Source organism: Halorhabdus utahensis DSM 12940 (assembly GCF_000023945.1).
GTDB lineage: Archaea > Halobacteriota > Halobacteria > Halobacteriales > Haloarculaceae > Halorhabdus > Halorhabdus utahensis.
On record NC_013158.1, the window covers coordinates 2,595,185 to 2,618,094 of the forward strand.

Here is a 22,910-nt window from a genome sequence, read left to right on the forward strand (position 1 = left end):
GGACGGACTCCGGACGAACGCGTATGGACACGGACGAGCGAGTCGACCTGGCGACCCGCAACACCGCCGAGGTCGTCACCGAGGACGAGTTACGCGAGCTGTTCGAGGACCGCGAGGAGCCGTCGGTCTACATCGGCTACGCCCCGACCGGCGAGATGCACATCGGCCACTTCACGACGATCCGGAAACTCGCCGACTTCCTGCACGCCGGGATGGACGTGACGGTGCTGATCGCCGACCTGCACGCCCACCTCGACGACGCAAAGAGCCCGTTCGACCTGCTGGAGGCCCGCACTGCCTATTACCAGGAAACAATCGAAGCGATGGTCGAGGCCGCCGGGGCCGATCCCGAGCAGATCACCTTCGTGCGCGGACGTGACTTCGAACTCGATTCCGAGTACACCCTCGAACTCCTGCGGATGACCGCCGAGACGACGATCGCCCGCGCCCAGCGGGCCGCAAGCGAGGTCGTCCGGGAGTCTGACTCGCCGAACCTGGGTGGACTGGTCTACCCACTCATGCAGACCCTGGACGTCGACGCTCTCGACGCCGACGTGGCCTACGGCGGGATCGACCAGCGTGGGATCTACATGCTCTCCCGCGAGATCCTGCCCGAACACGGCGGCGAGGCCCCGACCTGCGTCTTCGCGCCGCTGCTTTCCGGCCTGACGGGCGGGAAGATGAGCGCTTCCGAGGAGTCCTCGAAGGTCGCGCTCACGGACGATCCCGACACCGTCGTCGAGAAGATCGGCGACGCCTACTGCCCGATGGGCGAGGTCGAAGGCAACGGTGTCCTGGAGTACGTCCGATACCTCGTGTTCCCGATTCTCGATGAGCGCGAGGAGGCCTTCGTCGTCGAGCGCCCTGAAGAATACGGCGGGAACCTCACCTACGACACCTACGCCCAACTGGAAGACGACTTCGTCAGCGAGGAACTCCACCCCCAGGATCTCAAGAACGCCGCCGGCGAGTACATCGGCGAAATTGTCGATCCGATTCGGGAACGTCTCGAATCTCAGCCGGAGCTACTGGCCGAGGCCTACCCTGAGAAGTACGACTGATCGAGGATCGAAATGGATCGCTCCCGCGCGGACGTGCGTGAAACGTACGACCGCATCGGCACGCACTTCTCGAAGACCCGGGTGAACCCGTGGCCGGAAGTCGAGGCGTTCGTCGCCGACGCCGCCGACGCGGACCTGGGTCTCGACGTCGGCTGTGGCAACGGCCGCCACGTCGAGATCCTAAAGCAGCGCGCCGGTCGAGTGGTCGGTGTCGACGCGAGTCGGTCGCTGCTCGATGCTGCGACCGAGCGCGTCCCGGATGGTCGCTTCCTGCTTGGTGATGCGTCGAACCTCCCGATAGCGACCGATCGCGTCGATCTGGCTCTCTACATCGCGACGCTGCACCACCTGCCATCCCGGGAAGCGCGGATCGAAAGCCTGGACGAACTCGCGCGGGTGCTCGATCCCGACGGGGAAGCGTTCGTCAGCGCCTGGAGCACCACCCACGACAATTTCGACGCACCGCCAGATGCCGAGATGGGCTTCGATACGACTGTCGAGTGGACGCTGCCCGGTGGCGAGACCGTCCCGCGATTCTATCATATCTACGCGCCTGCAGAGTTCCAGGCGGATGTCGAAGCGAGTCAGCTTTCGCTTGATGCGTTCGAGCTCTCGAACGGGAACTGCTATGGGACCGTTAGTCCGGCGTCGCACTGAAAGGAAACACCCTTAACGAGGGCTGGATAACGTCCGGATGCGAACGCGGGTTCGACACGGGCCGAAGTGTGCCCGTCCCGTTGCAGTCGAGCGCCGGTGTCTTGCCGAACGAAGTGAGGCAAGGCTCGGCGCGCGAACGAGTGAAACGAGTGATGCGCGCCGGTGTTGAGACGGACGGAGTCCGTCGATGCTCGGCGCGAGTGAACGCAGTGAACGAGCGCCGGTGGTCTAGTGGTATGACAAGAGCCTTCCAAGCTCTCGACCCGGGTTCAATTCCCGGCCGGCGCATCTCATTCCTCCTTTCAGTCGTCATTCGATGCGCCGCCCGTAGATCGCAAACGCTTCGCGTTTGCTCACTCCCGGCCGGCGCACTATCTCTGCATATGATTCTGGTTCTGAAAATTTATTAATAGTTCTGTGATAGTATTATAAAATTGTTTGTAGATCATATCCAAGTGCTCCAATTATCAGAATTCCTTTTCCAATAGATATGATAAACTCCTGCTTCAGCGGGAACCTAATTTCTGAGAAGTCTTCCGCTGCACCGTAGTTGAAATAAATATATCTAGCTTGATCTCTTAAAATGAGGACTGAAAATACAGTTAAAACCGCAACTAGTGGATCAAGGAATAGGCTGAGGATAGCCCAAACGGGGAGCGTGATCAATATTAAACCGACTGTAAATATACTGAAATATATGGCGAATTTGATTGAGTGTCGGCTTGTTCGATTATCGTTTCCCGTCTCGCTAATCTCTTCTTCTGCAAAGTCAATGAATCCGCGGAGAAGATCGCCAACCAAGTCATCTTCTGTCTCTTGGTATACAACTTGTTTCCATGGTCGAACGTATTCACCAAGAACCAATTGGTTTACACATATGAATAATACTGTGAAAGCTACAGCAAGAATCGAGAATAGTCCAGCTGGGGGTATGAACGCAACTGAGGAATTGAGGCCAAGAGTAATAGATACTAATACCCCGATCATGGAAAATTGTAAAATATTTGAACTTAATGGGAGGGATTTTTGAATAAAGTCAATATTCGGATCGTCAGCCTTCCCAGCCATACTACGTAATATCATAATAGTTATAAGAAATGCTGGAGAAAGTTGAAATATCCAGAAATATTTCCAGTCTGCTGGATATAGTCCTAATATTAGACTAATAAGAGTAACCACCAAGATTTCTACCGCAATAGCATCCGAACCGACGATCTCGTCATTTCTGTCCGAAGGCATTTACTTTGATTTAGATGTATCCCCATATTAGTGTTTAGCCAAGCATCTACCGCGAGCTTATTGTGAATATAAACAGAAGTATATTACCTTACAGCCGCCGGTGATTGAATATTTGACCCTCACAGTACCCGAGTGAACGCCTGAATTCGGTCCGCCACCGTTCGCATTGTCCCCGTATCGACCTGCGCAACGCGTTTCACGATGTCTTGCTCAGGGAAGACGTGTAGCGACCACGGACTGACGTAACTCGGATAGGTCTTGAGTTCGCCCTCCGTCAGCGAGCGTTCCGCAATCGGGACTGCGTCATCGCGTTCAGTCGACGTGATAACAGCCACAGTGTATCGGTCGCCGAAGAACGGTCGATCGGCGTTCGAGACGACGAGATACGGTCGTTGTCCGCGCTTGAACGTCGCCGGTGCGATGACCACGCTTCCCTGGGCGTAGGCCATTGCTACGCGTTGTCCCCGAGATCGGGGGCGTCCGCTACCCATTCATCGTCACCGTAGGCGTCGTCGCCGTACGTTTCCTGAATACTCTGGAGACTAACGGCGGAGGCAACTTCCGAAGCTGCCACGTCGTCGGCGACCGCCCAGTATGAGTCGATCTTCCGGACGAGTCCACGTTCTCGCATCCGCGAAAGTGTCTTGTGGACGCTTGTGTGTGGGACGTCCGTGAGTTCCGAGAGTTCCTTCGGGGTGAATCCCATGTCCGGGTGATCGAGAAGGGCGGCCAGGAGTGCCTGTGCGTTCGTCCCCGGCTTGACCCGTGGTGTCTCTGTATCGTCGTCCGGATCGAGCTGAATCGGCATGTGATGTCCGTCACTGTCAGCGTATGTCCGCAATCGTCATAAACATACTCCTCACGCGACCGACTGTGGGCTCGGCTACGGGTCTGCGGAGTTGAGTTGGCCCGTCACGTTTTATCCGAGAAGAAAGATATGACTGGTCACCGGCGAAACGCGGTAGAACCGAGGATCAGCTACGCGACGTTGAAGCCCTTATCACGGAGGAAATCCTCGACGCGGCCGGTGTGGTTGCCTTGGAGCTCGATCTGGCCGTCTTCGACGGTCCCCCCACACGCAAACTTCGATTTGAGGTCCGAAGACAGGCTGTCCATGTCGACGTCTTTCGGATCGAACCCTTCGATGATCGTTACCTCTTTCCCGTAACGGCGCTCGTCGATGCGGATGTTGATTTCCTGGGATTCTTTGGCGACGTCTTCACAGACGCAGAGCTCCTCAGGCAACCCGCACGTCGAGCAGACTTCCGACATTACAATCTGCTGTTGGGAATCTTGGTACAAAACACTGTCGGGATTTACCACGCAATCCGGCGTGAAACCGCGACTGACCGGACATTCAATCACGATTCGCCGACGAGCTCGTCGACCAGTTCGATCGCCTCGTCGGCCGCCTCGCGGTCGACGGTGCCGGCGTACCGCGAGCGTTCCCGGATCGTTGCGACGCGCCAGGCGCGCTCGTCGGCGTCTACCGCCTCGAAGTAGTCCCGAACGGTTTCGCCGGGCTGGCGGTTGCGGTGACGCCGTTCGAGGAGCCATTCCAGCCGCTCGAAGGCGCGTTCGATGTCCGTCGCGGGGTCCTCGCGGGGTTGCCATCGGAGCCAGACTGCCCGATAGGTTCGGCGGGTCAGCCCGGTTCGTCGGGCGACGCCGGCGAACCCGAGCATCGCGAGTGCGCCGAGTGTGAACTGTTCGACACTTGGAATCGGCAGCCCCGAGTCGTCTTCGCGATCCTGGCTGTCGTTGGCAGTGCCAAAGCCCGGTGCGTTCCCGGGACGAGCGAACTCGGTGACTGTGCCACTGGAGACGTTGCTTCCGTTGAGTTCTACCTCGTCCGGAGCGTAGTATTCGGGGATCGAGATGTCGCTCTCGTCGAAGGTTTGTTGTTGACTGTCCCCGCTCTGGGTTTCTGTTTCGGTCGGTGTGGGCGTCCACTCGCCGTCCTGGCTTCGGTTGGTGTCGACGTTAGACTCGTTGGCTTCACGAGCTGCGTCGAGATCCTGCTGGGCAGTCGATTCCCGCGGGCCGGCCGGTGTCGGATCGAACCGGATCCACCCGACCTCGGGGAAGTACACTTCGACCCAGGCGTGGGAATTGTGGCCGCGGACGACCCATTCGTCTTCGGCCACGCGCTGGCCCGACGTGTACCCGACCACGAACCGTGCGGGAATGCCCTGCGTTCTGAGCATGGTGGTCATCGTCGTCGCGTAATACGTACAGTACCCCCGTTCCATCTCGAAGAGGAACGAGTCGGCGATCGACCCGGACGGCTTCGAGACGTCGAGTGAGTACTCACGGTTGGTTTCCAGCCACCGTTCGATGACACGGGCCGTATCGTAGGGATTGTCGGCGTTCGATGTCAGGCGTTGTGTTCGCTCACCGATTCGATCCGGCGTACTGTCGGGTAGCTGGAGGTACTGGTTCGCGATGGAATCGGGATACGCTGTCCCCGCTTCCCGGAGGTCCGCCCCCGCAGCAATCGGCATTTCGCTGGTCACTCGATACGTGTCGTTGGCGGCGAGCATCTGACTGGGTCGCAGGCCACCCAGCCGGGTGCCACGGGCGAGATCGGCTGCCGGTCCCGCGATATCGCTCGGCCGCCAGACGGCCGGCATCGTCCCGATCTTGGTGATCGCCCGGTAGGTTTGCTCGACAGTCCGGGACCGTCCCGGCGGCGAGCCGAGCCGTCGGTCGACCGGACCGGTTTCACCACGCCTGACCCAGCCGTCACCGGTGTAGAGGTCGTAGGCACCGACTCGCCAGTACGTTTCCTCGTCGCTTCTGACGGCGTACCTGAGTTTGGACGTCAGGTCCAGGCTCCCCTGGATCGACAGCTCCTCGGACGTACTGATGAGACTTCCTTCGAGGGTGTCGGCGGAACTGCCGCCGCCGGAACCGCCCGCGGCCGAACCGCTCAGACCGCTGTCCGGCGAGAACGCGAAGACGGCACCGGCGGGAACGATGGTGATCGTCGCGGAGACGACGATGGCGACGGCGACGACTGTCGCGACGACGTCCGCTTCGCTGATAGGGGCATCCAGCCGATCAAGTTCGCCCGCGCCAACGAGCGAGACGACGCCCACGACGCCAAGCAGTGTCAGATCTGCCCCCGCGTCGCCCGTGAGGACGAAAAACAACATCGTTGCCCCGCCGACGATGGCGCCCGCGACGTGACAGCGCCGGACGGCGAGATACCACGTCAGAAATATCGGGGCTGGCGTCACGGCCATCACCCACGCTTCCAGATTGACGATCCCGAGGATCGAGTTGCCGGTCATGAGCGCGAGCGTGTACCTGATGTGTGGCCATGGCCACAGCGACGCCCCGGAGAGTCCCATGAGGTACCACCCGAGACCGCCAGACAGCAACACGAATGCGACGATGATCGCGTTCCGAACGGTGAGATATCGTGCGGCGATCGTCGAACCGACGAACGTCAGTACCACCACGAACTGTAGCGCAGTCGGATCGCTGATCACGTCGACGATGTCGTGGACGACGCCGACGAACGAGCCGATCACCAGGAGTGCCCCACCGAGCGCGAGCACCCGGAACAAGCCGATGTCCGGGTTGCGGTCAGTGATATTCATGTGGCTGTCACCGCTGCGGTCTCGGGTCCCTCGTGGTCGGAGGGTGATTGGTCGCTGTCGTCCGCTCCGCGCATGTCTTCGAAGGTCGTCACCCGGCCGTTGACGTCAACGGTGACCGATCCGTCTTCGCCGACCATGCGAACGTCGGCCTCTGCCCAGTCGTGCTCCCCGATCGTGCCTGGCCCCGTTTCGGCCAGCAATAGCAACAGTTCATCCTGGTGGGTCTCTCCCAGTGCTGGGTCGAGTTCCCCGTCAGGCAGGGTCACGCCCACCTCGAGTCCAGCTCTGGCGAAAAACAGGCCGACGCTGCCGACTGCACTGGTCGCCGCTTCGACGGTGTCACGGTCGGTGCTGACGGCGATTTTGATCGTTCCCGTGGTTTCCCGGCCGATGAACTCTTTGACGACGAGGTCGGGGAGACGCTTCGCGGAGGACTTCCAGTCGATGTCGCGTAACGGGTCGCCAGGGACGTACTCGCGCAACTGGTCGATCTCCTGGCGTTCCGGTTGGCGATTGCGTTGCAGTTCGGCCGTGAGGATAGTCGAGCCAGTGACATCGTATATCTCCGGATAGACGATAACCCTCGTCGAATCACCGATCTCGAGTTCCTGGGTGACCAGTCCGAACACGTCCCGGAGGTGAACCGAAAGTGGACCGATCGACTGCACTCCACGCTCGGCCAACGTCACCTCGTAGGTGACCGTCGACGGAATGCTTGCCGAAAACGTGTTTCCAGCACTCGAGAGACCTGAATCCAGTGGATCGCTGGCTTCGACGATGGTTCCCTGGGTACCGGTGACCGACACGGTGACGTCACGAGTGTCCCCCGGGAAGCCAGCCGGTGGGTTCGAGTGCTCTGCGGATGGGCGATCGGCCAGTCGGACCTGGGCGACCGCGGCGATGACAGCGACTAGCGCCGTGACGGCCACGGCGTTCAACGATCGAGCACCGAACAGCCACGCCATGACGATGGCTGCGACGACGATGCCAGCCGCCATTCGACCGCGCGTTGTCAATTTCATCTCACTCGACGGGGACGTTCTCGAGTGCGTCCGCGACCAGATCCGCCGCAGTTCTCTCGGCCGCTCCGCTCCGGATCCGGTGTGGCAATACGACTGTCGCCTCGGTCTGGACGTCATCCGGAACGACGTAGTCCCGGCCGTTCAACACAGCCCGCCCTTGGGCTGCCCGGAGCAACAGTACCGAGGCACGCGGACTCGCCCCGAGTTCGGCGTGATTGCGTGTGAAGCGGGCCAACCGCGTGACGTAGGTCCGAACCGGCTCTTCGACGGTGACGTCCGCAGTCACTGCCCGGATGTCTTCGAGGTCAGCGAGTGACGCAACGGGCTCGACAGCCTCGATCGGGTGGGTGCCGACGACGTTTTCGAGCATCTCGGACTCGTCGCCGGCAGTCGGGTAGCCCAGCTCCAACTTCTTCATGAACCGATCGAGTTCGGCCATCGGCAGGTCGTAGGTCCGGTCGCGTTCGACCGTGTTCTGGGTGGCGATGACGGCGAACGGATCGGGGACGGAATGGGTCTCGCCGTCGATGGTCACCTGGCCCTCCTCCATGGCTTCAAGGAGTGCGCTCTGGGTCTTGGGGGGTGCGCGATTGATCTCGTCACCCAGGACAACGTTGGCAAAGATCGGCCCGGACCGGAACTCGAAGGTCTGGGTCTTCTGGTTGTAGACGTTTGCCCCCGTCACGTCCGATGGGAGCAAGTCCGGGGTGAACTGGACGCGCTTGAACGAGCAGTCGAACGACGCCGCGATCGCACGCGACAGCATCGTCTTGCCGACGCCGGGAACGTCCTCGAGCAAGACGTGTCCGCGTGCAAACAGCGCGGTGAGAATATGCTCGATGGCGTCTGGATGCCCCACGATGACGCGTTCGACGTTTTCGATGACGTCGTCGGCGATCCCGCCGACGTCGTCGACGTCGAGATCCCGCTGTGTCTCAGTCGGTGTCGATTCGATATCAGTCATTGATAGGGTTCGACGGTTCTGGCTGCAGGGCTGTCTCCGGCCCCGTCCGAACTGGGCGTGTATTGATTCCGTCCTGCCATGGTCTCTACACCTTGCAGGGATGACGTCGTGGCGAAACAGCACCCGGGCACTCGCCGGCTGTGAGCACGTCCCATGATTGTACGTGATTGTCTAGGTGGGTTGTCTACTTGTGGGTCACGGTCGGAGCGAACTGTGTGTCGATCCGTCGGGACGGCCGCGTTGACGCCTCTCGATGTCCCGTTCCGGATCGCGTCCCAGAAGCGTCACTGGAGGGTCGGTACGTCTCCAGACTACCGAACGGCTGCCGTCGCCGCACTCATCACGTCGATCGCTTCTTTGAGCTGTTCCATGTCGGTCGCGTAGGAGATGCGCGCGTATCCCTCGCCGCCATCGCCGAAGGCCGCTCCGGGCACGACGACGACGCCGCGGTCGATCACTTCCTCGACCCACCCCTCGGGAACTTCCGGCATCGCGTAGAACGCACCCTTTGGCGTCGGTGTCTGGAGTCCCATGTCTTCGAGGCCATCGAGCAGGACGTTTCGCCGTTCTTCGAAGGCGTCGACCATCTCCCCCACGCGGTCCTGTGGTCCTGAGAGGGCCGCTTCGGCGGCGTACTGAGCCGGGGCGCTCGCACACGCCTGGCCGTACTGATGGACCCGGAGCATGCGCTCGATGCGCTCGTCGCTACCCGTAACCCACCCGAGTCGCCAGCCGGTCATCGAGTAAGCCTTCGAGGCGGCGTTGATCACGACGACGTTGTCGCTCTCGGCGAACTCGGCCGGCGATCGGTGCTCGCCCTCGAAGACGATGTGTTCGTAGACCTCGTCGGAGATACAGAGCACGTCGTGTTCGTCGGCGATCCGGGCGAACTCACGCATGTCTGCAGGCGACTGGACCGCGCCGGTCGGATTGGCGGGGCTGTTGACCACAAAGGCGGCAGTGTCGTCGGTGATTGCTGCCTCGACGTCGGCGGGGTCGAGCGTCAGATCGTCGCGCAGTTCGACTGGTCTGGGCGTTCCCCCGGCGAGGTGGGTCAGTGCCTCGTAGGAGACAAAGCCCGGATCGGGATAGATGACTTCCTCGTCGGCATCTACGTGGGCTTCTAGGGCGATGTGGAGGGCTTCGCTGCCGCCCGAGGTGGCGATGACGTTGCCGGGATCGACGTCGAGGTCGTTGTCACGGGCGTGTTTTGCGGCGATGGCCTCCCGAAGTTCCAGCGTGCCCTTGTTGGATGTATAACCGTCAGCGTCACCGGCGCGGATGGCTTCGACGGCTGCCTCGCGGGCGTGTTCCGGCGCGGGGAAATCCGGTTGGCCAAGCCCGAGGTTGATCGCGTCCTCGCTGGCTGCCTCGAAGACTTCGCGGATACCTGAAATCGAAACCTGCTCGACGCGATGAGAGAAATCGGGCATACACGGTTTCCGGACCGCGGGGGCGATAATCCTTGCTATGATTGGTCCGTCTTCGAAGCCAACTCCGCTGGGGGCAACCGCGAGTCGCCCACAGTTTTACCCCCCGGGCCAGTAGAGGCGGGCAATGAGTGACGAGGAGATACACCGCGGACTGGCGGACGTGACGGTCACCGAAACGCGGCTGAGCGACATCGACGGCGAGGCCGGCCAGCTGTGGATCGCGGGGTACCCAGTCGCAGACCTGGCGGCGAACGCGACCTACCCCGAGACAGTCTATCTGCTGTTGCACGATCGCCTGCCGGACGCCGAGGAACTGCAATCCTTCGAGGATCGGCTGTGTTCGTACCGGACGCTGCCGGAACCCTGCCACGATGCCGTCGTCGCGGCCGCCCAGCGCGGGGCCGGGCCGATGGCCGCCCTCCGGATGGGCGCGGCGACAGCCACGGCGGTCGAGCCGAACGATCCCGAGGCCGACGCCCTCCGGTTGATCGCCCGGCTGCCGACGATCACGGCGACCTACTGGCGCGTGCTCCAGGGCCAGGAACCGCTCGAACCACGGCTCGATCTCGGCCACGCCGCCAACTATCTCTACATGCTGACCGGCGAGGAGCCGACCGATGCCCAGGTCGCGGGCCTGGAGACGTACCTCTCTACCGTCGTCGATCACGGCCTCAACGCTTCGACGTTCACCGCGCGAACGATCGTCTCGACGGAGTCCGAGCTGGTCTCGGCGATCACCGGGGCGATCGGCGCGCTGCGGGGGGACCTCCACGGCGGTGCGCCGGACCTGGTTCTGGAGATGCTCGAATCGCTAGAGGAGAGCGAGGATGTCCGCGGCGAACTCGGGGCGCGGCTCGAAGCCGGGGAACGACTGATGGGCTTTGGCCACCGGGTGTACGGCGCGCGCGACCCGCGAGCGGCAGTCTTAGAGGACGCCGCCGCGTCATTTTACGAGGGTGAGGACGATTTCTTCGCCGCGGCCAAAGCAATCGAGGACGTCGCGACCGACCTCCTGGCCGAGCACCGCCCCGACCTGGACCTGGAGACGAACGTCGAGTTCTACACCGCCGTCCTGCTCCACGGTGTCGGGATTCCGCCGGAACTGTTCACGCCGACGTTCGCGATCTCGCGGGTCGCCGGCTGGAGCGCGCACTGTCTCGAACAACTCGAGGACAACCGGCTGATCCGCCCGCGGAGCGAATTCGTCGGCGAGCACGACCGCGGGTGGGTGCCGCTCGACGAGCGATAACCGCGAGCGGCTCGCTCCACAAACGCTTACTCGGGTGGCCCCGGAAATTCAGGTATGGTCTCCTCAGACTGGGGCGAGTGGCTGCCGGCTGCCATCGAAAGTACGACTCCGGACGGCGTCGCGATCTGGTATCTGGGTTGCAATGGCTTCGTTCTGAAGGGTGCCGGCGGGACGACGATCTTCATCGACCCGTACCTCGGGACGGGCGATCCACCCCGGACGGTGCGGATGATTCCGGTCCCGTTTGATCCCCGGGACGTCCGCGCGGCCGATGCGGTTCTGGCAACCCACGACCACGTCGATCACGTTCACGGCCGGAGTCAAGCCCCGATTCTCGCCGAGACAGGGGCGGAGTTCTTCGCGCCCGATGCGAGTCTCGCTGTGACGGACGCGGAGGGATGGACCGACGAGTGGGACGTGGCCGACGACCAGCTGTCCTCGGTGTCGATCGGGGACGAAATCGAGGTCGGTGAGTTTACCATCCACGTCGCGGACGCGAACGATCCGGACGCCGAGGAACCCGTTTCCTATGTCATCCAACACGAGGCGGGGACGTTCTTCCATGGCGGGGACGCTCGCCCGGGTGCCTTCGAGTCGGTCGGCGGACGGTTCGACATCGACCTGGGCGTGCTGGCGTTTGGCAGCGTCGGGATGGTGCCCGACGCGATCGGCGAGGAGCCCGTGCGCACGCGATGGTATAACGACGAGAACATGATCGTCGAAGCCGCCAACGAACTCCAGCTTGATGCGCTGTTGCCCAGCCACTGGGACATGTGGAAGGGGATGACGGCAGATCCAACGGCGCTGTACGATCACGTCCGGTCGTTTCCCTACCCGAAACGGCTGGATATCGTCGAGATCGGTGATCGGATCGATATGTAATATGAAGGATAGGTCTTCCCGAGCCGGAAGTAACTTTAATACGGTTGGTTAACCCACATATGGGTATGAGCAACACGCAGGCGTACGAGGCGGTGACGGTGTCGGACGAGGGGGTCACCGTGGTCAAACAGTTCGAAGCCGACGAGTTCCCGGTGCCGGCGATCGCGTTTCGGATCCAGTCTCAACGAATCGAGCCCGTCACGGTGCGGCTGCGGGACGACGTGCCGGAAGACGTGGCCGTCGAGGACCTCGGGTTCCACCCCGAGTACGGGAGCGAATACTGGACGATCGATGATGACGAGATCACCTTCGAACGGGAGATCGACACCGACTCGGAGTACACGACCGTGTACGGGATTCGCGCGACAGGGACCGACGACGTCGAGAAGTTCCTCACCGAACCGGAGATCGAATCCGTCGATCCGCCCCTCGAGGACGAGGGTGATCTGGTCGACGACGCCAGTACCGACGTGGTTCGTGACGTCATCGCCGGCGACAGCGAGAGCGTCCCGGGCCTCGAAGAGACCGACGACGAGGAGATCGAGACGCTCAACCTCGCCGATCCGAACGACTCCGGCGAGACGGCCGATGCGGACTCGACTGACGGCGAGGGCGGCGACGATGAGGTCGGCCAGGTCCAGCCCGGATCGGTCGCCAAGACGCTCGCCGCGGAAATCCGCCAGGATGCTGTCGATGACGCGGCGCTCAGGGTTCTCAAACAGGAGCTCGATCTCGGCGGAGGCGGTGGCGATACCGACGGAAGTGCCGTCGATGCCAGAATTCAGCACCTCCAGAGCGAGATGAGCGACCTCGCCGCCTATACGACAGCTCTCGAGGAGTTCTTGGAGGAGAACGGCCAGGGCGAGGAACTCATCGAGGAGTTCCAGGGCCGACTCGAGGAGTTCCAGGGCGAACTCGACGGCGTGCGCAACGAACTCAATTCGATGTCCGGTGACGTCGACTCGGTCGAACAGACGGCTTCCTCGAACGCCGAAACCGTTTCGGAACTCGACGAGGAGGTCGACTCTATCGACGAGACGGTCGATAGCCTCGACGAGGAGGTCGATGGGTTGCGCGAGGAGGTCGAAGCGATGTCAGACCAACTCGGTGAGGACGGCGACCTGGCCGATCGACTCGACAGCGTCGAAAGCGAGATCGAGGAACTCAACGAGTGGCGCGAACAGCTGTCCTCGGTCATCGGGTGATTTCCGAGAAAACAGTCCAACGCCGCGAACCGCTCGATACTTCGTCGAAACCGCCCCGCCTGCGATCATCCCTCCGTCGATCTCCTTTCCGTTCCTTTCGGCCCCTCGGCCGTTTCCTTCGAGTGTCAACCGTACGTTCCCGACGAACAGCAGCGGTTAGACTGGTTCGCCGAGCATCTCGGCGAGGTCCTCTTCGGGATCGCCGATCGCCTGAAGCCCGAACTCGTCGTTGAGAATCTCGACGACATCCGGTGTCAGCCATTCCGGGATCGTCGGGCCGATGCGCACGTTCTGAATGCCCAGGTCGAACAGCCCGAGCAGGACCGCGACGGCTTTCTGCTCGAACCACGAGAGGACGATGCTGACGGGCAGATCGTTGACGCTACAGTCGAAGGCCTCCGCCAGCGCTGCCGCGATCTTGACCGTCGAGATGGAGTTGTTACACTGCCCCAGATCGATGAAGCGGGGGATCTCCGTGCCGGGCACCGTGCCGTATTCCAGATCGTTGAACCGGAACTTGCCACACCCGGTGGTGAGTACGACGCAGTCGTCGGGCACGCTCTTTGCGAGTTCGCGGTAGTACTCCCGGCCGTCGGTCGGCGCGTCACAGCCCGCGATGACGAAGAAGTGCCGGAGCTTGCCTTCCTCGACGGCCTCGACGATCTGGGGGGCCATGTCGAGGACGGTCTCGTGGTAGAAGCCCGTCGAGAGGGTTTCGTCGCTGTTCCACTCCCCAGCGTCCGGTTCGGGGAGTTCCTTGGCGTGTTCGATGACCGGCGAGAAGTCGCCGTCTTCGAGGTGGGTTGCCTCCTCCAGGCCCGCGACTGTCGTCGTGTAGAACCGATCGGCGTAACTGCCGGACGGCGGCATCAGGCAGTTCGAGGTCCCGACGATCGCCCCGGGGAACTCACGGAAGAGGTCCTGCTGGTCGAACCACGCTTCCCCGACGTTGCCCTTGAGGTGGTCGTACTTCGCAAGTTCGGGGTAGCCGTGGCCGGGCAGCATCTCCGAGTGGGTGTAGACGTTGACGCCTTCGCCCTCGGACTGTTCGAGCAGCTCCTTCAGGGCGTAGAGGTCGTGACCGGTGACGACGATCGACTTGCCCGCAACCTGGTTCTCGGGCACTTCGGCGGGTTCGGGGGTGCCGAGCGTTTCGGTGTGGGCGTCGTCGAGCAACTCCATCGCGTCGATGGCGGCCGACCCCAGGTCCAGGGCCTGGCCGATGGTCTCGTCCATGTCGAAGTTGACGTTTGTCAGTGTGTGGAACAACGTCTCATGGACGGTCGCGTCGACGCTCTCGTCGACGTATCCCATCTCGCGGGCGTGGTGGGCGTACGCGGAGACGCCTTTCGCCCCCAGGATCATCGTCTCCTGTAAACTGTCCAGATTCGGGTCCTTGCCGCACACGCCGGCGGTCGTACACCCGCCGTCTAACGTCTGCTCGCACTGCAGGCAGTCCATCATACACGAACAACTGGCAGTCCCTCGTATAAACACGGTCCAGTAACTCCCCGCTGTCCGGGAACGCGGTCGAAGATGTTCGCACCATTCGTTTATATACGGTGTCCTGTTGTCAACGATTCACGGCAGGAAATCAGCATCCGTCCAGAACCATGGACGTTCTTGTAAAATAATGCTGTTTCTGGGTCGTGGGTCGTTCAGACCAGATCAGCGGGCGGCCCGCCGGGAAGTTCGTCCCGGTCGTGGGGTGCCTCAAAGTCGGGAGCGGGTCCTTTGGGCACGATCCGCTTGGGGCTGACGTCCGGGTGGGTCGTGTAGTAGTGCTCTTTGATGTGGTCGATGTCCACTGTCTCGGCGACGCCATCCGTCGTATAAACATCCCGCAGGTACGGCCAGAGGTTGTCGTATTCGGCGATCAGCTTGTGGTTGCACATGAAGTGCGTGTGATAGACCTCGTCGAAGCGCACCAGCGTGGTGAACATCGCGATATCGGCTTCGGTCAGTCGATCGCCGGCGAGGTAGCGCTGGTCTTCGAGCACCGAGTCCCAGTGATCGAGGGCGTCGAACAGCTCCTCGACCGCCTCGTCGTAGGCGGCCTGGGAGTCGGCGAATCCGGCCTTGTAGACGCCGTTGTTGATCGGCTCGTAGATGGCCTCGATGATTTCGTCGATGTCCTCCTGGTAGCCCTCGGGATAGAGATCGACGTCGTGCTCGGCGACATCGTCGAATTCGGTGTCGAGCATCCGCATGATTTCGGCGGATTCGTTGTTGACGATCGTCTCCTCCTGTTTGTCCCAGAGAACTGGGACAGTCACCCGGCCGGTCATGTCGGGGTCGGCCTCGACGTAGACCTCCCGGAGGTAGTCGCTCCCGTTGACCGTGTCCGGCGTACAGCCGTCCTTCTCGGGGGTGAACTGCCAGCCGTCCTCGCCGCGGTAGGGGTCGACGTAGTCGACCGTGATCGCGTCTTCAAGCCCCTTCAGCGCGCGTGTGACCAGCGTCCGGTGGGCCCAGGGACAGGCCCGGCAAACGTAGAGGTGATACCTGCCGGCCTCGGGCTGGAACCGCGCGTCCGGATCGTCCTCGATACGATCCCGAAAGGAAGTCGTCCCGCGTTCGAACGCGCCATCCTCGTTGGTTGTCTGGTAGGCGTCGGTGCGCCACTCCCCGTCGACGAGCATATTCATCGTAGCCACCGATACGGGGGCGGTACAGAAAAACGTCGCAGTGACGTCGATGTTACCGCTTCGTGGTGAGGCTCCGGCGTCTCCCCGCCGGGCTTCGAAGCCCTTATTTGAACGCTTTCCCTCTCTTCGGCCAAGAGAACTCATGTCCGAGAAACCTGCGTCGATGTACCGTGACATCGACAAGCCGTCGTATACCCGGCGCGAATATATCACCGGCATCCCCGGCTCGAAGATCGCACAGCACCAGATGGGCGACACGAACGCCGACCCCGAGGACTATCCTGTCCAGATCTCACTGGTCGTCGAGGAGACTGTCCAGCTTCGGCACGGCTCGATGGAGGCCTCCCGGCTCTCGGCGAACCGACACCTGATCAAGGAGCTCGGCGAGGGCAACTACACGATGACGCTGCGGAAGTTCCCCCACCAGGTCATCCGGGAGAACAAACAGGCGACCGGTGCGGGGGCCGACCGTGTGTCCGACGGGATGCGACAGTCCTTCGGCAAGATCGTCGGCACGGCCGCCCGCGTCCAGGCCGGCGAACGACTGTTCACCGCCTACTGTGACGTCGAGCAGGCCGAGGCCGTCAAGGAAGCCTTCCGACGTGCGTACAACAAGATCACGCCGCCCTGCCGGATCAAGGTCGAGCGCGGCGAAGAGCTCCTGATCGCCTGAGGCCGGACCGAACAGTTTTCCGGATTGCACCCCCCAGAGAGCGTATGCTCCGGCTCGCGGTCGCGACCCAGGCCGAATCCTACGAACGACTCCGGGGATCACTCGACGCACATGGGATCGAAGTCATCGCCCTCCAGACGAGCGAGCGGACGATCCCACTCGGCGAGGATCCGTTCCCCGATGTCGACGTCGGCTACGTCTTCCCGTCGCGACTCATGGAAGGCGGTGTGGCCGCCGCGGCGCTGTCGGTCCCGTGGCTCAACGGTCGGGAAGCGGTCCTTCGATCCCGAAACAAGGCCGGGACGCTGCAACGACTGGCCGACGCCGGGATTCCGGTTCCCGAGACGGTGCTGATCTCGGACCCGGTCGACCGGGCGGAGCTCGTCGCGGCGTTCGAGCGCTTCGATCCACCGGTCGTCGTCAAGCCGAATTCCACGTCTCGCGGTACCGGAGTTACCCTCGCGCATGATCTCGACTCGTTTCTGGGGATCGCCGACTACCTCGATCTGGTGCACGACTACCGCGCGACGGGTGACCAGTCGTTTCTCCTCCAGGAGTACGTCCCGGACGCCCGCGATTATCGCGTGATGGTTCTGGATGGCGAGTACGTCGGCGCGGTCGAACGGCGCATGCCAGAGACGGCGGGGCGGCACCACTGGAAACACAACGTCCATCACGGCGCGACGCCCACGCGGGTCGACCTGTCCGACGAACACAAAGCGGTGGCCGAACGTGTCGCTACCGTCCTGGGCATTCCGCTGCTCGGGGTCGATCTACTGGTGACGGAGGATCGCACCCTGGTAACCGAAACCAACGCGCGGCCGACGATCGATGCCGAGCACTACGCCGAGGGGTTTTGGGAGCACCTTGCGACGGTGATACGACGCACCGCTCGAACCGACGGACAGCAGTAATTCACGAGAGAGACTCCGTCTCAAGTCATGATAGAAATATTATGGTTAGGTCCCGAATGGGTTGCATGTTATTAACAACCACATCAAGAGGGTAGAGTAATACCTCACGGTACAACTCTATTGTATCCAACAGGTAATGTATCCCTACAAAAATACTATTATTAAACAGGTACAATACGTCAGGTACCATGTCAGCCTTACAGCTACATCGGTGCCCGGCGTGTGGGAGCGAAGATCGGACGAAAGTCGATCAGCAGGCGGTGCCCGGCGGCACGGACTGGCGGTACTACGAGTGCAGTTCCTGTGGCTACGAGTGGCGCGAGTGATCGACTCCCCCCTATTTTCGAAGCGAGTAGCGAACGCGGACCGCGACTGCCGTCCGAGAACGAGACGGTTTGACCGGAATCCCTACGAGAGGTCGATGTCGGCCGAGTGGCCGCTGGTCTCGAAGCTGACCTCGAGAATGCCGTTGTTGTAGCTGGCGTCGGCGGTGTGTTCGTCGACGCGCGCGGGCAGGTCGACCCGATCGTGGTACTCACGCTGGGTGCCGGCCGCGTCGATGGTGAGTTGTTCGCCGTCGCACTTGAGATCGATCGCGTCCTTTTCGACGCCGGGGAGGTCCGCGACGACGCGGAGCTGGTCGTCTTCCTCGTAGACGTCGAAGTGAATCCCGGTCGACTGGCCGGGTGCCTCAGGGTCACGCCGTTCGACGTGCATGTCGAACTCGCCGCTCATCATGTCGTTCATCATCCGCTCTAGCTCTGCGAAGAAATCGTCAAACGGGTCGTCACGATCGTCTCGTCGCATACCGATAGATAGGAGAGAGCGTGTCAAAAGCCTTCTGACAGCCGAAATATCGGCCGGGCTCTCTCCCCGTGAGGCCGATTGCACGTTCGTAGATTTGTTCACGAATATAGTGATATATACATCCTTCACGCCACACAATCGTGAGAGTCTCGTCCTTCACAGCCGTATATCGAAAAACATTTACTCAATACTGACCCATCTTTCGATTGGAGTTAGATAACTATGAGTGCAAGCGATCCGGTCCGCATCGGGATCAACGGTTACGGTCGAATCGGCCGTTGTACCCTTCGTGCAGCCCTGGAGAACGACGACGTCCAGATCGTCGGTATCAACGACGTAATGGACTTCGAGAAGATGGAGTATCTCACGAAATACGACAGCGCGTTGGGCACCCTCCCCTACGATGTCTCCCTCGAGGGGGACTCGCTGGTCGTCGACGGCAACGATATCGATCTACTCAACATCCAGAACCCCGAGGAACTCCCCTGGGACGACCTCGATGTTGACGTCGCGATCGAGTCGACGGGTATCTTCCGAACGAAGGACGAGGCCAGTGCCCACCTCGACGCCGGCGCGGAGAAGGCGCTGATCTCCGCCCCGCCGAAGGGCGACAAGCCCGTCCCGCAGTTCGTCTACGGCGTCAACGACGACGAGTACGACGGCGAGGACGTCGTCTCCGCCGCCTCCTGTACGACCAACAGCGTCTCGCCGCCGATGCACGTCCTGCTGGAGGAGTTCGGCGTCGACGCTGCCGAGATGACCACGATCCACGCCTACACGGGCAGCCAGGCCATCGTCGACGGTCCCAAGTCCAAGACCCGGCGTGGTCGCGCAGCCGCCGAGAACATCGTCCCGACGACGACCGGCGCGTCGACCGCGACGCCCGACATCCTGCCCGAGCTCGAAGGCAAGTTCGAGGCGATGGCGATCCGCGTCCCGGTCCCGAGCGGTTCGATCACCGAGATCGTCGTCGACCTGCCCGGCAACCCGGACGTCGATGAGATCAACGCCGCCTTCGAGGAGTACGCGGCCGGCGAACTCGAAGGCTCGATGGGCGTCACCGACGACCCGATCGTCTCGCGTGACATCGTGGGCCAGCAGTTCGGCTCGGTCGTCGACCTGGGCAAGACCTCGACGGTCCAGGGTGGCAAGCTCGCGAAGATCTTCGCCTGGTACGACAACGAGATGGGCTACACGTCCCAGATGATGCGGCTGGCCGAAGACATCGTCTGATCACCGGATCCCACGTCGTGTACAGGGCCGCAATTTCTTCAGCATACAACACGCACCAATCATGGCTGCATTCAACACACTTGATGACCTTGCAGATGGACAGCGCGTCCTGGTCCGCGTCGACCTCAACTCGCCGGTCGAGGACGGCGTCGTCCAGGACAACCACCGATTCGACCGCTACGCCGAAACGGTTCGCGAACTCGCCGATCGGGACAACAAGGTTGTCCTGATGGCCCACCAGGGCCGGCCCGGCCGCGACGACTTCGTTTCCCTCGACCAGCACGCCGAAATTCTCGAAGAGTACGTCGGCAAGCCGATCAACTTCGTTGAGGACATCTACGGCGACGACGCCATCGCGGCCATCGAGGGCCTCGAAGCGGGCGAGATTCTCCTGCTCGAGAACACCCGGATGGCCGACGACGAACTGCCCGAGAAGGCCCCCGAGGAACACGCAAAGAGCGACTTCGTCCAGACGCTGTCGCCGTATTTCGACGCCTTCGTCAACGACGCCTACTCGGCGGCCCACCGCGCCCACGCCTCGACGGTCGGGTTCGCGCTGGAACTGCCGGCCTACGCGGGCCGCGTGATGGAAGCCGAGTACGAGTACAACACCGGCGTCGCCGAGCGCGCCCGCGAGACCGAGGGCCAGGTCACGATGGTCCTGGGCGGCAACAAAAGCGAGGACGTCATCAGCGTCGTCAACAATCTGGGCGACGCCATCGACACGTTCCTCATCGGCGGCCTGCCGGGTGAACTGTTCCTCCGCGCGGAGGGCCACCCGGTCGGCATGGACGTCGGCGACATGGATCTGCTCGACGGCCAGTGGGAGGAAACCAAGGACACCCTCGAGGACCTCGTCGCGAACCGTCGCGACGAGTTCGAACTGCCCACTGACTTCGCCTACGAGGACGATGACGGCGAACGCGCCGAGATCGCCCTTGAGGACATCGACGAGAAAGACACGGGCTACCTCGACATCGGCCACGACACCATCGAGGCGTACGTGCCGATCATCGAGGAGAGCGAGGCCGTCTTCGTGAAGGGCGCAGTCGGCGTCTTCGAGGACGAGCGCTTCGCCGACGGCACGGTCGAACTCATCGAGGCCATCGGCCGCACCGACTGCTTCTCGGTGGTCGGCGGCGGCGACACCGCCCGGACGCTCTCGATGTACGGACTCAGCGAGGACGACTACGATCACATCTCGATCGCCGGCGGCGCGTACTTGAACGCGCTCACCGGCCAGGAACTCGAAGCCGCCGAAGTGCTGATCGAGCAGGCGACGTAACCCACCTGCTCCTGACGGAGCGAGCGTTCGAACGCGATTTCGAGAAGCGGGCTGTCGCCTGCTTTCGTCGTGGGTGCCGATCGTACCGTGTCATAGAAACAGCTACTCCCGATCGACTGCGGTGCCACCAGGCGTGAAAATACCAGTTTAGAAATACTTACAGAAGGCTGTGAGAGATATAGAGGATGTAGTTAGCAGTCGACTATTGTTGATATCACACCGATCTTGATGAACCAGCTGCTCTGTGTGCCTGCGCACTTAGCTCGCTCCTATCACCGAAATTCAGCGAGGATCGCGTTATGGACTCGGTTCTTGAAGTGATCAGGCACCGTCTCCAGATACGTTCGCCGGGGCGCTGCCATCACTGGAATTACTCCTGAGTGCCGATGGCGAATAGTCTCTCGAAACAAACACTAATTGGATACTATCGATGGCTGTTGCTCCCAAAACTTCCTCTTTGATCTGGTCATCAGCGAACTCTGCTGGATTGGTTGTCGCTAGCTCTGTTTCTCCCGGCATGTTTGCGGCGACATCGTGAGCGTCGATTACAATCCAGAAATCTTCCTCGTCTTGAGCCCGGAGCTGAGTCAATTCGTCCTGTACCGATTCGTGCGAACTAATCCTCAGCCAGCCTTGGAACGTTGCGTAGAGCGTCTCCTTTCGCGCCTCGGCTCGCTGTTCCATCTCACGAATCACCTCCCGCAATTCATCAGTGACCTCGTAGACACCTCTTCCGGCTTTATCGTCGTAGAAATCCTCTAAATACCTCCATGCCGAATTTTCATCCCGGTCAATTTCCGACTGAATCTCCTCGATATCACTCTCACTTAGTTCCCCCTGGTAATTGACCTTCACCTGTTGGATGTTCCGGAGAACCTGGCTCCGGTGCTCATCGATAATTGAGTCCTTCGCATTTCGGAAGATATTCTCAACCTGTTCCGTAACGAAATACTCTGTGTCGCCATTAAACAAGTACCTCCTACATTCTCTGTGGTGGGGATCAGTAAAGAAACAGAAACCGAGGATGACTCCCTTGTCAAGGAAGGCGTTGTCCGCCATTCTATAGTTCGTCTAGCTCCTCAGAAATAGTCATATTGTACGAATCAGCGACGCTGTCCAAAGCCGAGGTGGACTGTCTTTCTGAGAGGGCTCTCTTCCGCTTCTGTGTTACCCGGCTTTGGAGATCTCTGCGCACTTTTTCCTTCTCTTCACGCCAGTCTTCGAGCGCCTCTGAATCAATATTCGAGTGTTCCTCGAATCGGAGAATGATTCGTGTGGCCCCTTCGATGAAGGCCTCTGTGAAGTCATGGAGTTCTCTCGGGCTTCGCCCGATATCGACCAACAGGCGTATCGTGTCGTCCCAATCAAGGTAGATTTCGTGGATTTCCGAGTAACGCTCCGCGTCGAAATTCGCCAGCATCTCATCCAGGAGCTCTTCGATGTGGGTCTTCTCATCGGGGGTGACGAATTGACTCAGCCTGTGCTGATCTTCGTCTTGGGAAACCGTGTTTAAGTACCACCGCAAATCAGCATATGCGATAACGAAATCGTCGGGCGCAAAGTTCTGATACTGATACTCTTCCAGTTCCTCAGCTGTTTTGTCGCCGTGTTCAGTGACTACAGATTGAACCGCGTTGTATATGTCGTCTTTGAGGTCTTCCGACAGGTGGTCGAAGTCGGATTCATTGACTTGCTCGGCCGGATAGTACGCCTGTCCACCGAAGTGATTCGCGTTGGGCCTGTACGTGACCGCTGAATTCAGATGAGCTTCGGAGATGGTCCGGCCGTACTTGTACCAGTACTTCGGCAGACCGACTTCCCGGTCGTATTCCTGCGCTAACAGCCGATCAGCTAAACAGCAAAGTTTGTGGATGCGGGTCCGCCCCGTCTCACGGCCGTCCTGCTCGTGACGTTCCGCAGCCACCCGATACAGAAGATACTCCGGCGGCCCCAAGTCACCGAACTCATCATCCGCCGGTGGCGACTCGGACATTCGTCTTGTTTGGCTTATAGAATCCGGGTACAAAATA

General features: G+C 61.2%; 23 protein-coding genes and 1 tRNA gene. 11 read left to right on the plus strand and 13 right to left on the minus strand.

Annotated features, from left to right (window positions below):
• The first annotated feature begins 23 nt into the window (after positions 1-23).
• From HUTA_RS12420 to HUTA_RS12430, 3 genes are all read left to right on the plus strand, one after another.
• Positions 24-1,061: a tyrosine--tRNA ligase gene (locus HUTA_RS12420; RefSeq protein WP_015790257.1), complete on the plus strand. Its 1,038-nt coding sequence runs from the start codon at positions 24-26 to the stop codon at positions 1,059-1,061.
• Between the two features lie 12 nt (positions 1,062-1,073).
• Positions 1,074-1,718: a class I SAM-dependent methyltransferase gene (locus HUTA_RS12425; protein ID WP_015790258.1), complete on the plus strand. Its 645-nt coding sequence runs from the start codon at positions 1,074-1,076 to the stop codon at positions 1,716-1,718.
• A 217-nt stretch (positions 1,719-1,935) separates the two neighbouring features.
• Positions 1,936-2,006: transfer RNA gene (locus tag HUTA_RS12430), tRNA-Gly, on the plus strand.
• Positions 2,007-2,144: 138 nt separating this feature from the next.
• On the opposite strand, the gene HUTA_RS15380 is transcribed toward HUTA_RS12430, so the two are convergent.
• The 8 genes from HUTA_RS15380 to HUTA_RS12465 form a co-directional block, all read right to left on the minus strand.
• Positions 2,145-2,957: a hypothetical protein gene (locus tag HUTA_RS15380; RefSeq protein WP_015790259.1), complete on the minus strand. Its 813-nt coding sequence runs from the start codon at positions 2,955-2,957 to the stop codon at positions 2,145-2,147.
• A 119-nt stretch (positions 2,958-3,076) separates the two neighbouring features.
• Positions 3,077-3,406 carry a type II toxin-antitoxin system PemK/MazF family toxin gene (locus tag HUTA_RS12435; protein WP_015790260.1) on the minus strand — a complete coding sequence of 110 codons (330 nt, stop codon included), beginning with the start codon at positions 3,404-3,406 and terminating at the stop codon, positions 3,077-3,079.
• 2 nt (positions 3,407-3,408) lie between these two features.
• Entirely contained in the window at positions 3,409-3,765 is a 357-nt protein-coding gene (locus tag HUTA_RS12440; RefSeq protein WP_015790261.1) for a MarR family transcriptional regulator, read from the minus strand.
• Positions 3,766-3,935: 170 nt separating this feature from the next.
• On the minus strand, positions 3,936-4,229 hold the full coding sequence (gene yciH / locus HUTA_RS12445) for a stress response translation initiation inhibitor YciH (protein WP_004516073.1): 294 nt from the start codon (positions 4,227-4,229) through the stop codon (positions 3,936-3,938).
• Between the two features lie 89 nt (positions 4,230-4,318).
• Positions 4,319-6,565 carry a DUF3488 and transglutaminase-like domain-containing protein gene (locus HUTA_RS12450; protein WP_015790262.1) on the minus strand — a complete coding sequence of 749 codons (2,247 nt, stop codon included), beginning with the start codon at positions 6,563-6,565 and terminating at the stop codon, positions 4,319-4,321.
• Positions 6,562-7,587: a DUF58 domain-containing protein gene (locus tag HUTA_RS12455; protein WP_143920380.1), complete on the minus strand. Its 1,026-nt coding sequence runs from the start codon at positions 7,585-7,587 to the stop codon at positions 6,562-6,564. Before HUTA_RS12455 ends, HUTA_RS12450 begins: the two co-directional genes overlap by 4 nt.
• A 1-nt stretch (position 7,588) precedes the next feature.
• The gene (locus tag HUTA_RS12460; RefSeq protein ID WP_015790264.1) at positions 7,589-8,551 is read right to left on the minus strand and encodes an AAA family ATPase; all 963 of its coding nucleotides are present in this window, start codon (positions 8,549-8,551) and stop codon (positions 7,589-7,591) included.
• 311 nt (positions 8,552-8,862) lie between these two features.
• A complete protein-coding gene (locus tag HUTA_RS12465) occupies positions 8,863-9,984 on the minus strand; it encodes a pyridoxal phosphate-dependent aminotransferase (RefSeq protein ID WP_015790265.1) in 1,122 nt (373 codons plus the stop codon).
• Positions 9,985-10,108: 124 nt separating this feature from the next.
• On the opposite strand from HUTA_RS12465, the gene HUTA_RS12470 reads away from it, so the two are divergent.
• The 3 genes from HUTA_RS12470 to HUTA_RS12480 all read left to right on the plus strand — a co-directional run bounded on the left by HUTA_RS12470 (position 10,109) and on the right by HUTA_RS12480 (position 13,320).
• Positions 10,109-11,233: a citrate/2-methylcitrate synthase gene (locus tag HUTA_RS12470; RefSeq protein WP_015790266.1), complete on the plus strand. Its 1,125-nt coding sequence runs from the start codon at positions 10,109-10,111 to the stop codon at positions 11,231-11,233.
• A gap of 54 nt (positions 11,234-11,287) precedes the next feature.
• Positions 11,288-12,115, plus strand: a complete 828-nt coding sequence (locus tag HUTA_RS12475; protein ID WP_015790267.1) for an MBL fold metallo-hydrolase — start codon at positions 11,288-11,290, stop codon at positions 12,113-12,115.
• 65 nt (positions 12,116-12,180) lie between these two features.
• Positions 12,181-13,320, plus strand: a complete 1,140-nt coding sequence (locus HUTA_RS12480) for a coiled-coil domain-containing protein (RefSeq protein ID WP_049941345.1) — start codon at positions 12,181-12,183, stop codon at positions 13,318-13,320.
• A 156-nt stretch (positions 13,321-13,476) separates the two neighbouring features.
• On the opposite strand, the gene hcp is transcribed toward HUTA_RS12480, so the two are convergent.
• Both hcp and HUTA_RS12490 read right to left on the minus strand, forming a co-directional pair.
• On the minus strand, positions 13,477-14,784 hold the full coding sequence (hcp, locus tag HUTA_RS12485) for a hydroxylamine reductase (RefSeq protein ID WP_015790269.1): 1,308 nt from the start codon (positions 14,782-14,784) through the stop codon (positions 13,477-13,479).
• A gap of 194 nt (positions 14,785-14,978) precedes the next feature.
• Positions 14,979-15,968 (minus strand): glutathione S-transferase family protein, encoded by a 990-nt coding sequence (locus HUTA_RS12490; RefSeq protein ID WP_015790270.1) that lies wholly within the window; start codon positions 15,966-15,968, stop codon positions 14,979-14,981.
• Between the two features lie 142 nt (positions 15,969-16,110).
• On the opposite strand from HUTA_RS12490, the gene HUTA_RS12495 reads away from it, so the two are divergent.
• From HUTA_RS12495 to HUTA_RS15665, 3 genes are all read left to right on the plus strand, one after another.
• Positions 16,111-16,641, plus strand: a complete 531-nt coding sequence (locus HUTA_RS12495) for a 50S ribosomal protein L16 (protein WP_015790271.1) — start codon at positions 16,111-16,113, stop codon at positions 16,639-16,641.
• A 44-nt stretch (positions 16,642-16,685) separates the two neighbouring features.
• Entirely contained in the window at positions 16,686-17,555 is an 870-nt protein-coding gene (locus HUTA_RS12500; RefSeq protein ID WP_015790272.1) for an ATP-grasp domain-containing protein, read from the plus strand.
• A gap of 188 nt (positions 17,556-17,743) precedes the next feature.
• Positions 17,744-17,881, plus strand: coding sequence for a hypothetical protein (locus HUTA_RS15665; protein WP_015790273.1), 138 nt, complete (start codon positions 17,744-17,746; stop codon positions 17,879-17,881).
• Between the two features lie 82 nt (positions 17,882-17,963).
• On the opposite strand, the gene HUTA_RS12505 is transcribed toward HUTA_RS15665, so the two are convergent.
• Positions 17,964-18,362 carry an Hsp20/alpha crystallin family protein gene (locus HUTA_RS12505; RefSeq protein WP_015790274.1) on the minus strand — a complete coding sequence of 133 codons (399 nt, stop codon included), beginning with the start codon at positions 18,360-18,362 and terminating at the stop codon, positions 17,964-17,966.
• Positions 18,363-18,584: 222 nt separating this feature from the next.
• Here HUTA_RS12505 and gap point away from each other — a divergent pair, with 222 nt between their 5' ends.
• Positions 18,585-19,595, plus strand: coding sequence for a type I glyceraldehyde-3-phosphate dehydrogenase (gene gap, locus HUTA_RS12510; protein ID WP_015790275.1), 1,011 nt, complete (start codon positions 18,585-18,587; stop codon positions 19,593-19,595).
• Between the two features lie 61 nt (positions 19,596-19,656).
• Positions 19,657-20,880, plus strand: coding sequence for a phosphoglycerate kinase (locus tag HUTA_RS12515; protein WP_015790276.1), 1,224 nt, complete (start codon positions 19,657-19,659; stop codon positions 20,878-20,880).
• 321 nt (positions 20,881-21,201) lie between these two features.
• Here the strand turns inward: HUTA_RS12515 and HUTA_RS12520 are convergent, their stop codons facing one another.
• Both HUTA_RS12520 and HUTA_RS12525 read right to left on the minus strand, forming a co-directional pair.
• Positions 21,202-21,939, minus strand: coding sequence for a hypothetical protein (locus HUTA_RS12520; protein ID WP_015790277.1), 738 nt, complete (start codon positions 21,937-21,939; stop codon positions 21,202-21,204).
• 1 nt (position 21,940) lies between these two features.
• Entirely contained in the window at positions 21,941-22,873 is a 933-nt protein-coding gene (locus HUTA_RS12525; protein ID WP_015790278.1) for a hypothetical protein, read from the minus strand.
• Positions 22,874-22,910 lie beyond the last annotated feature (37 nt).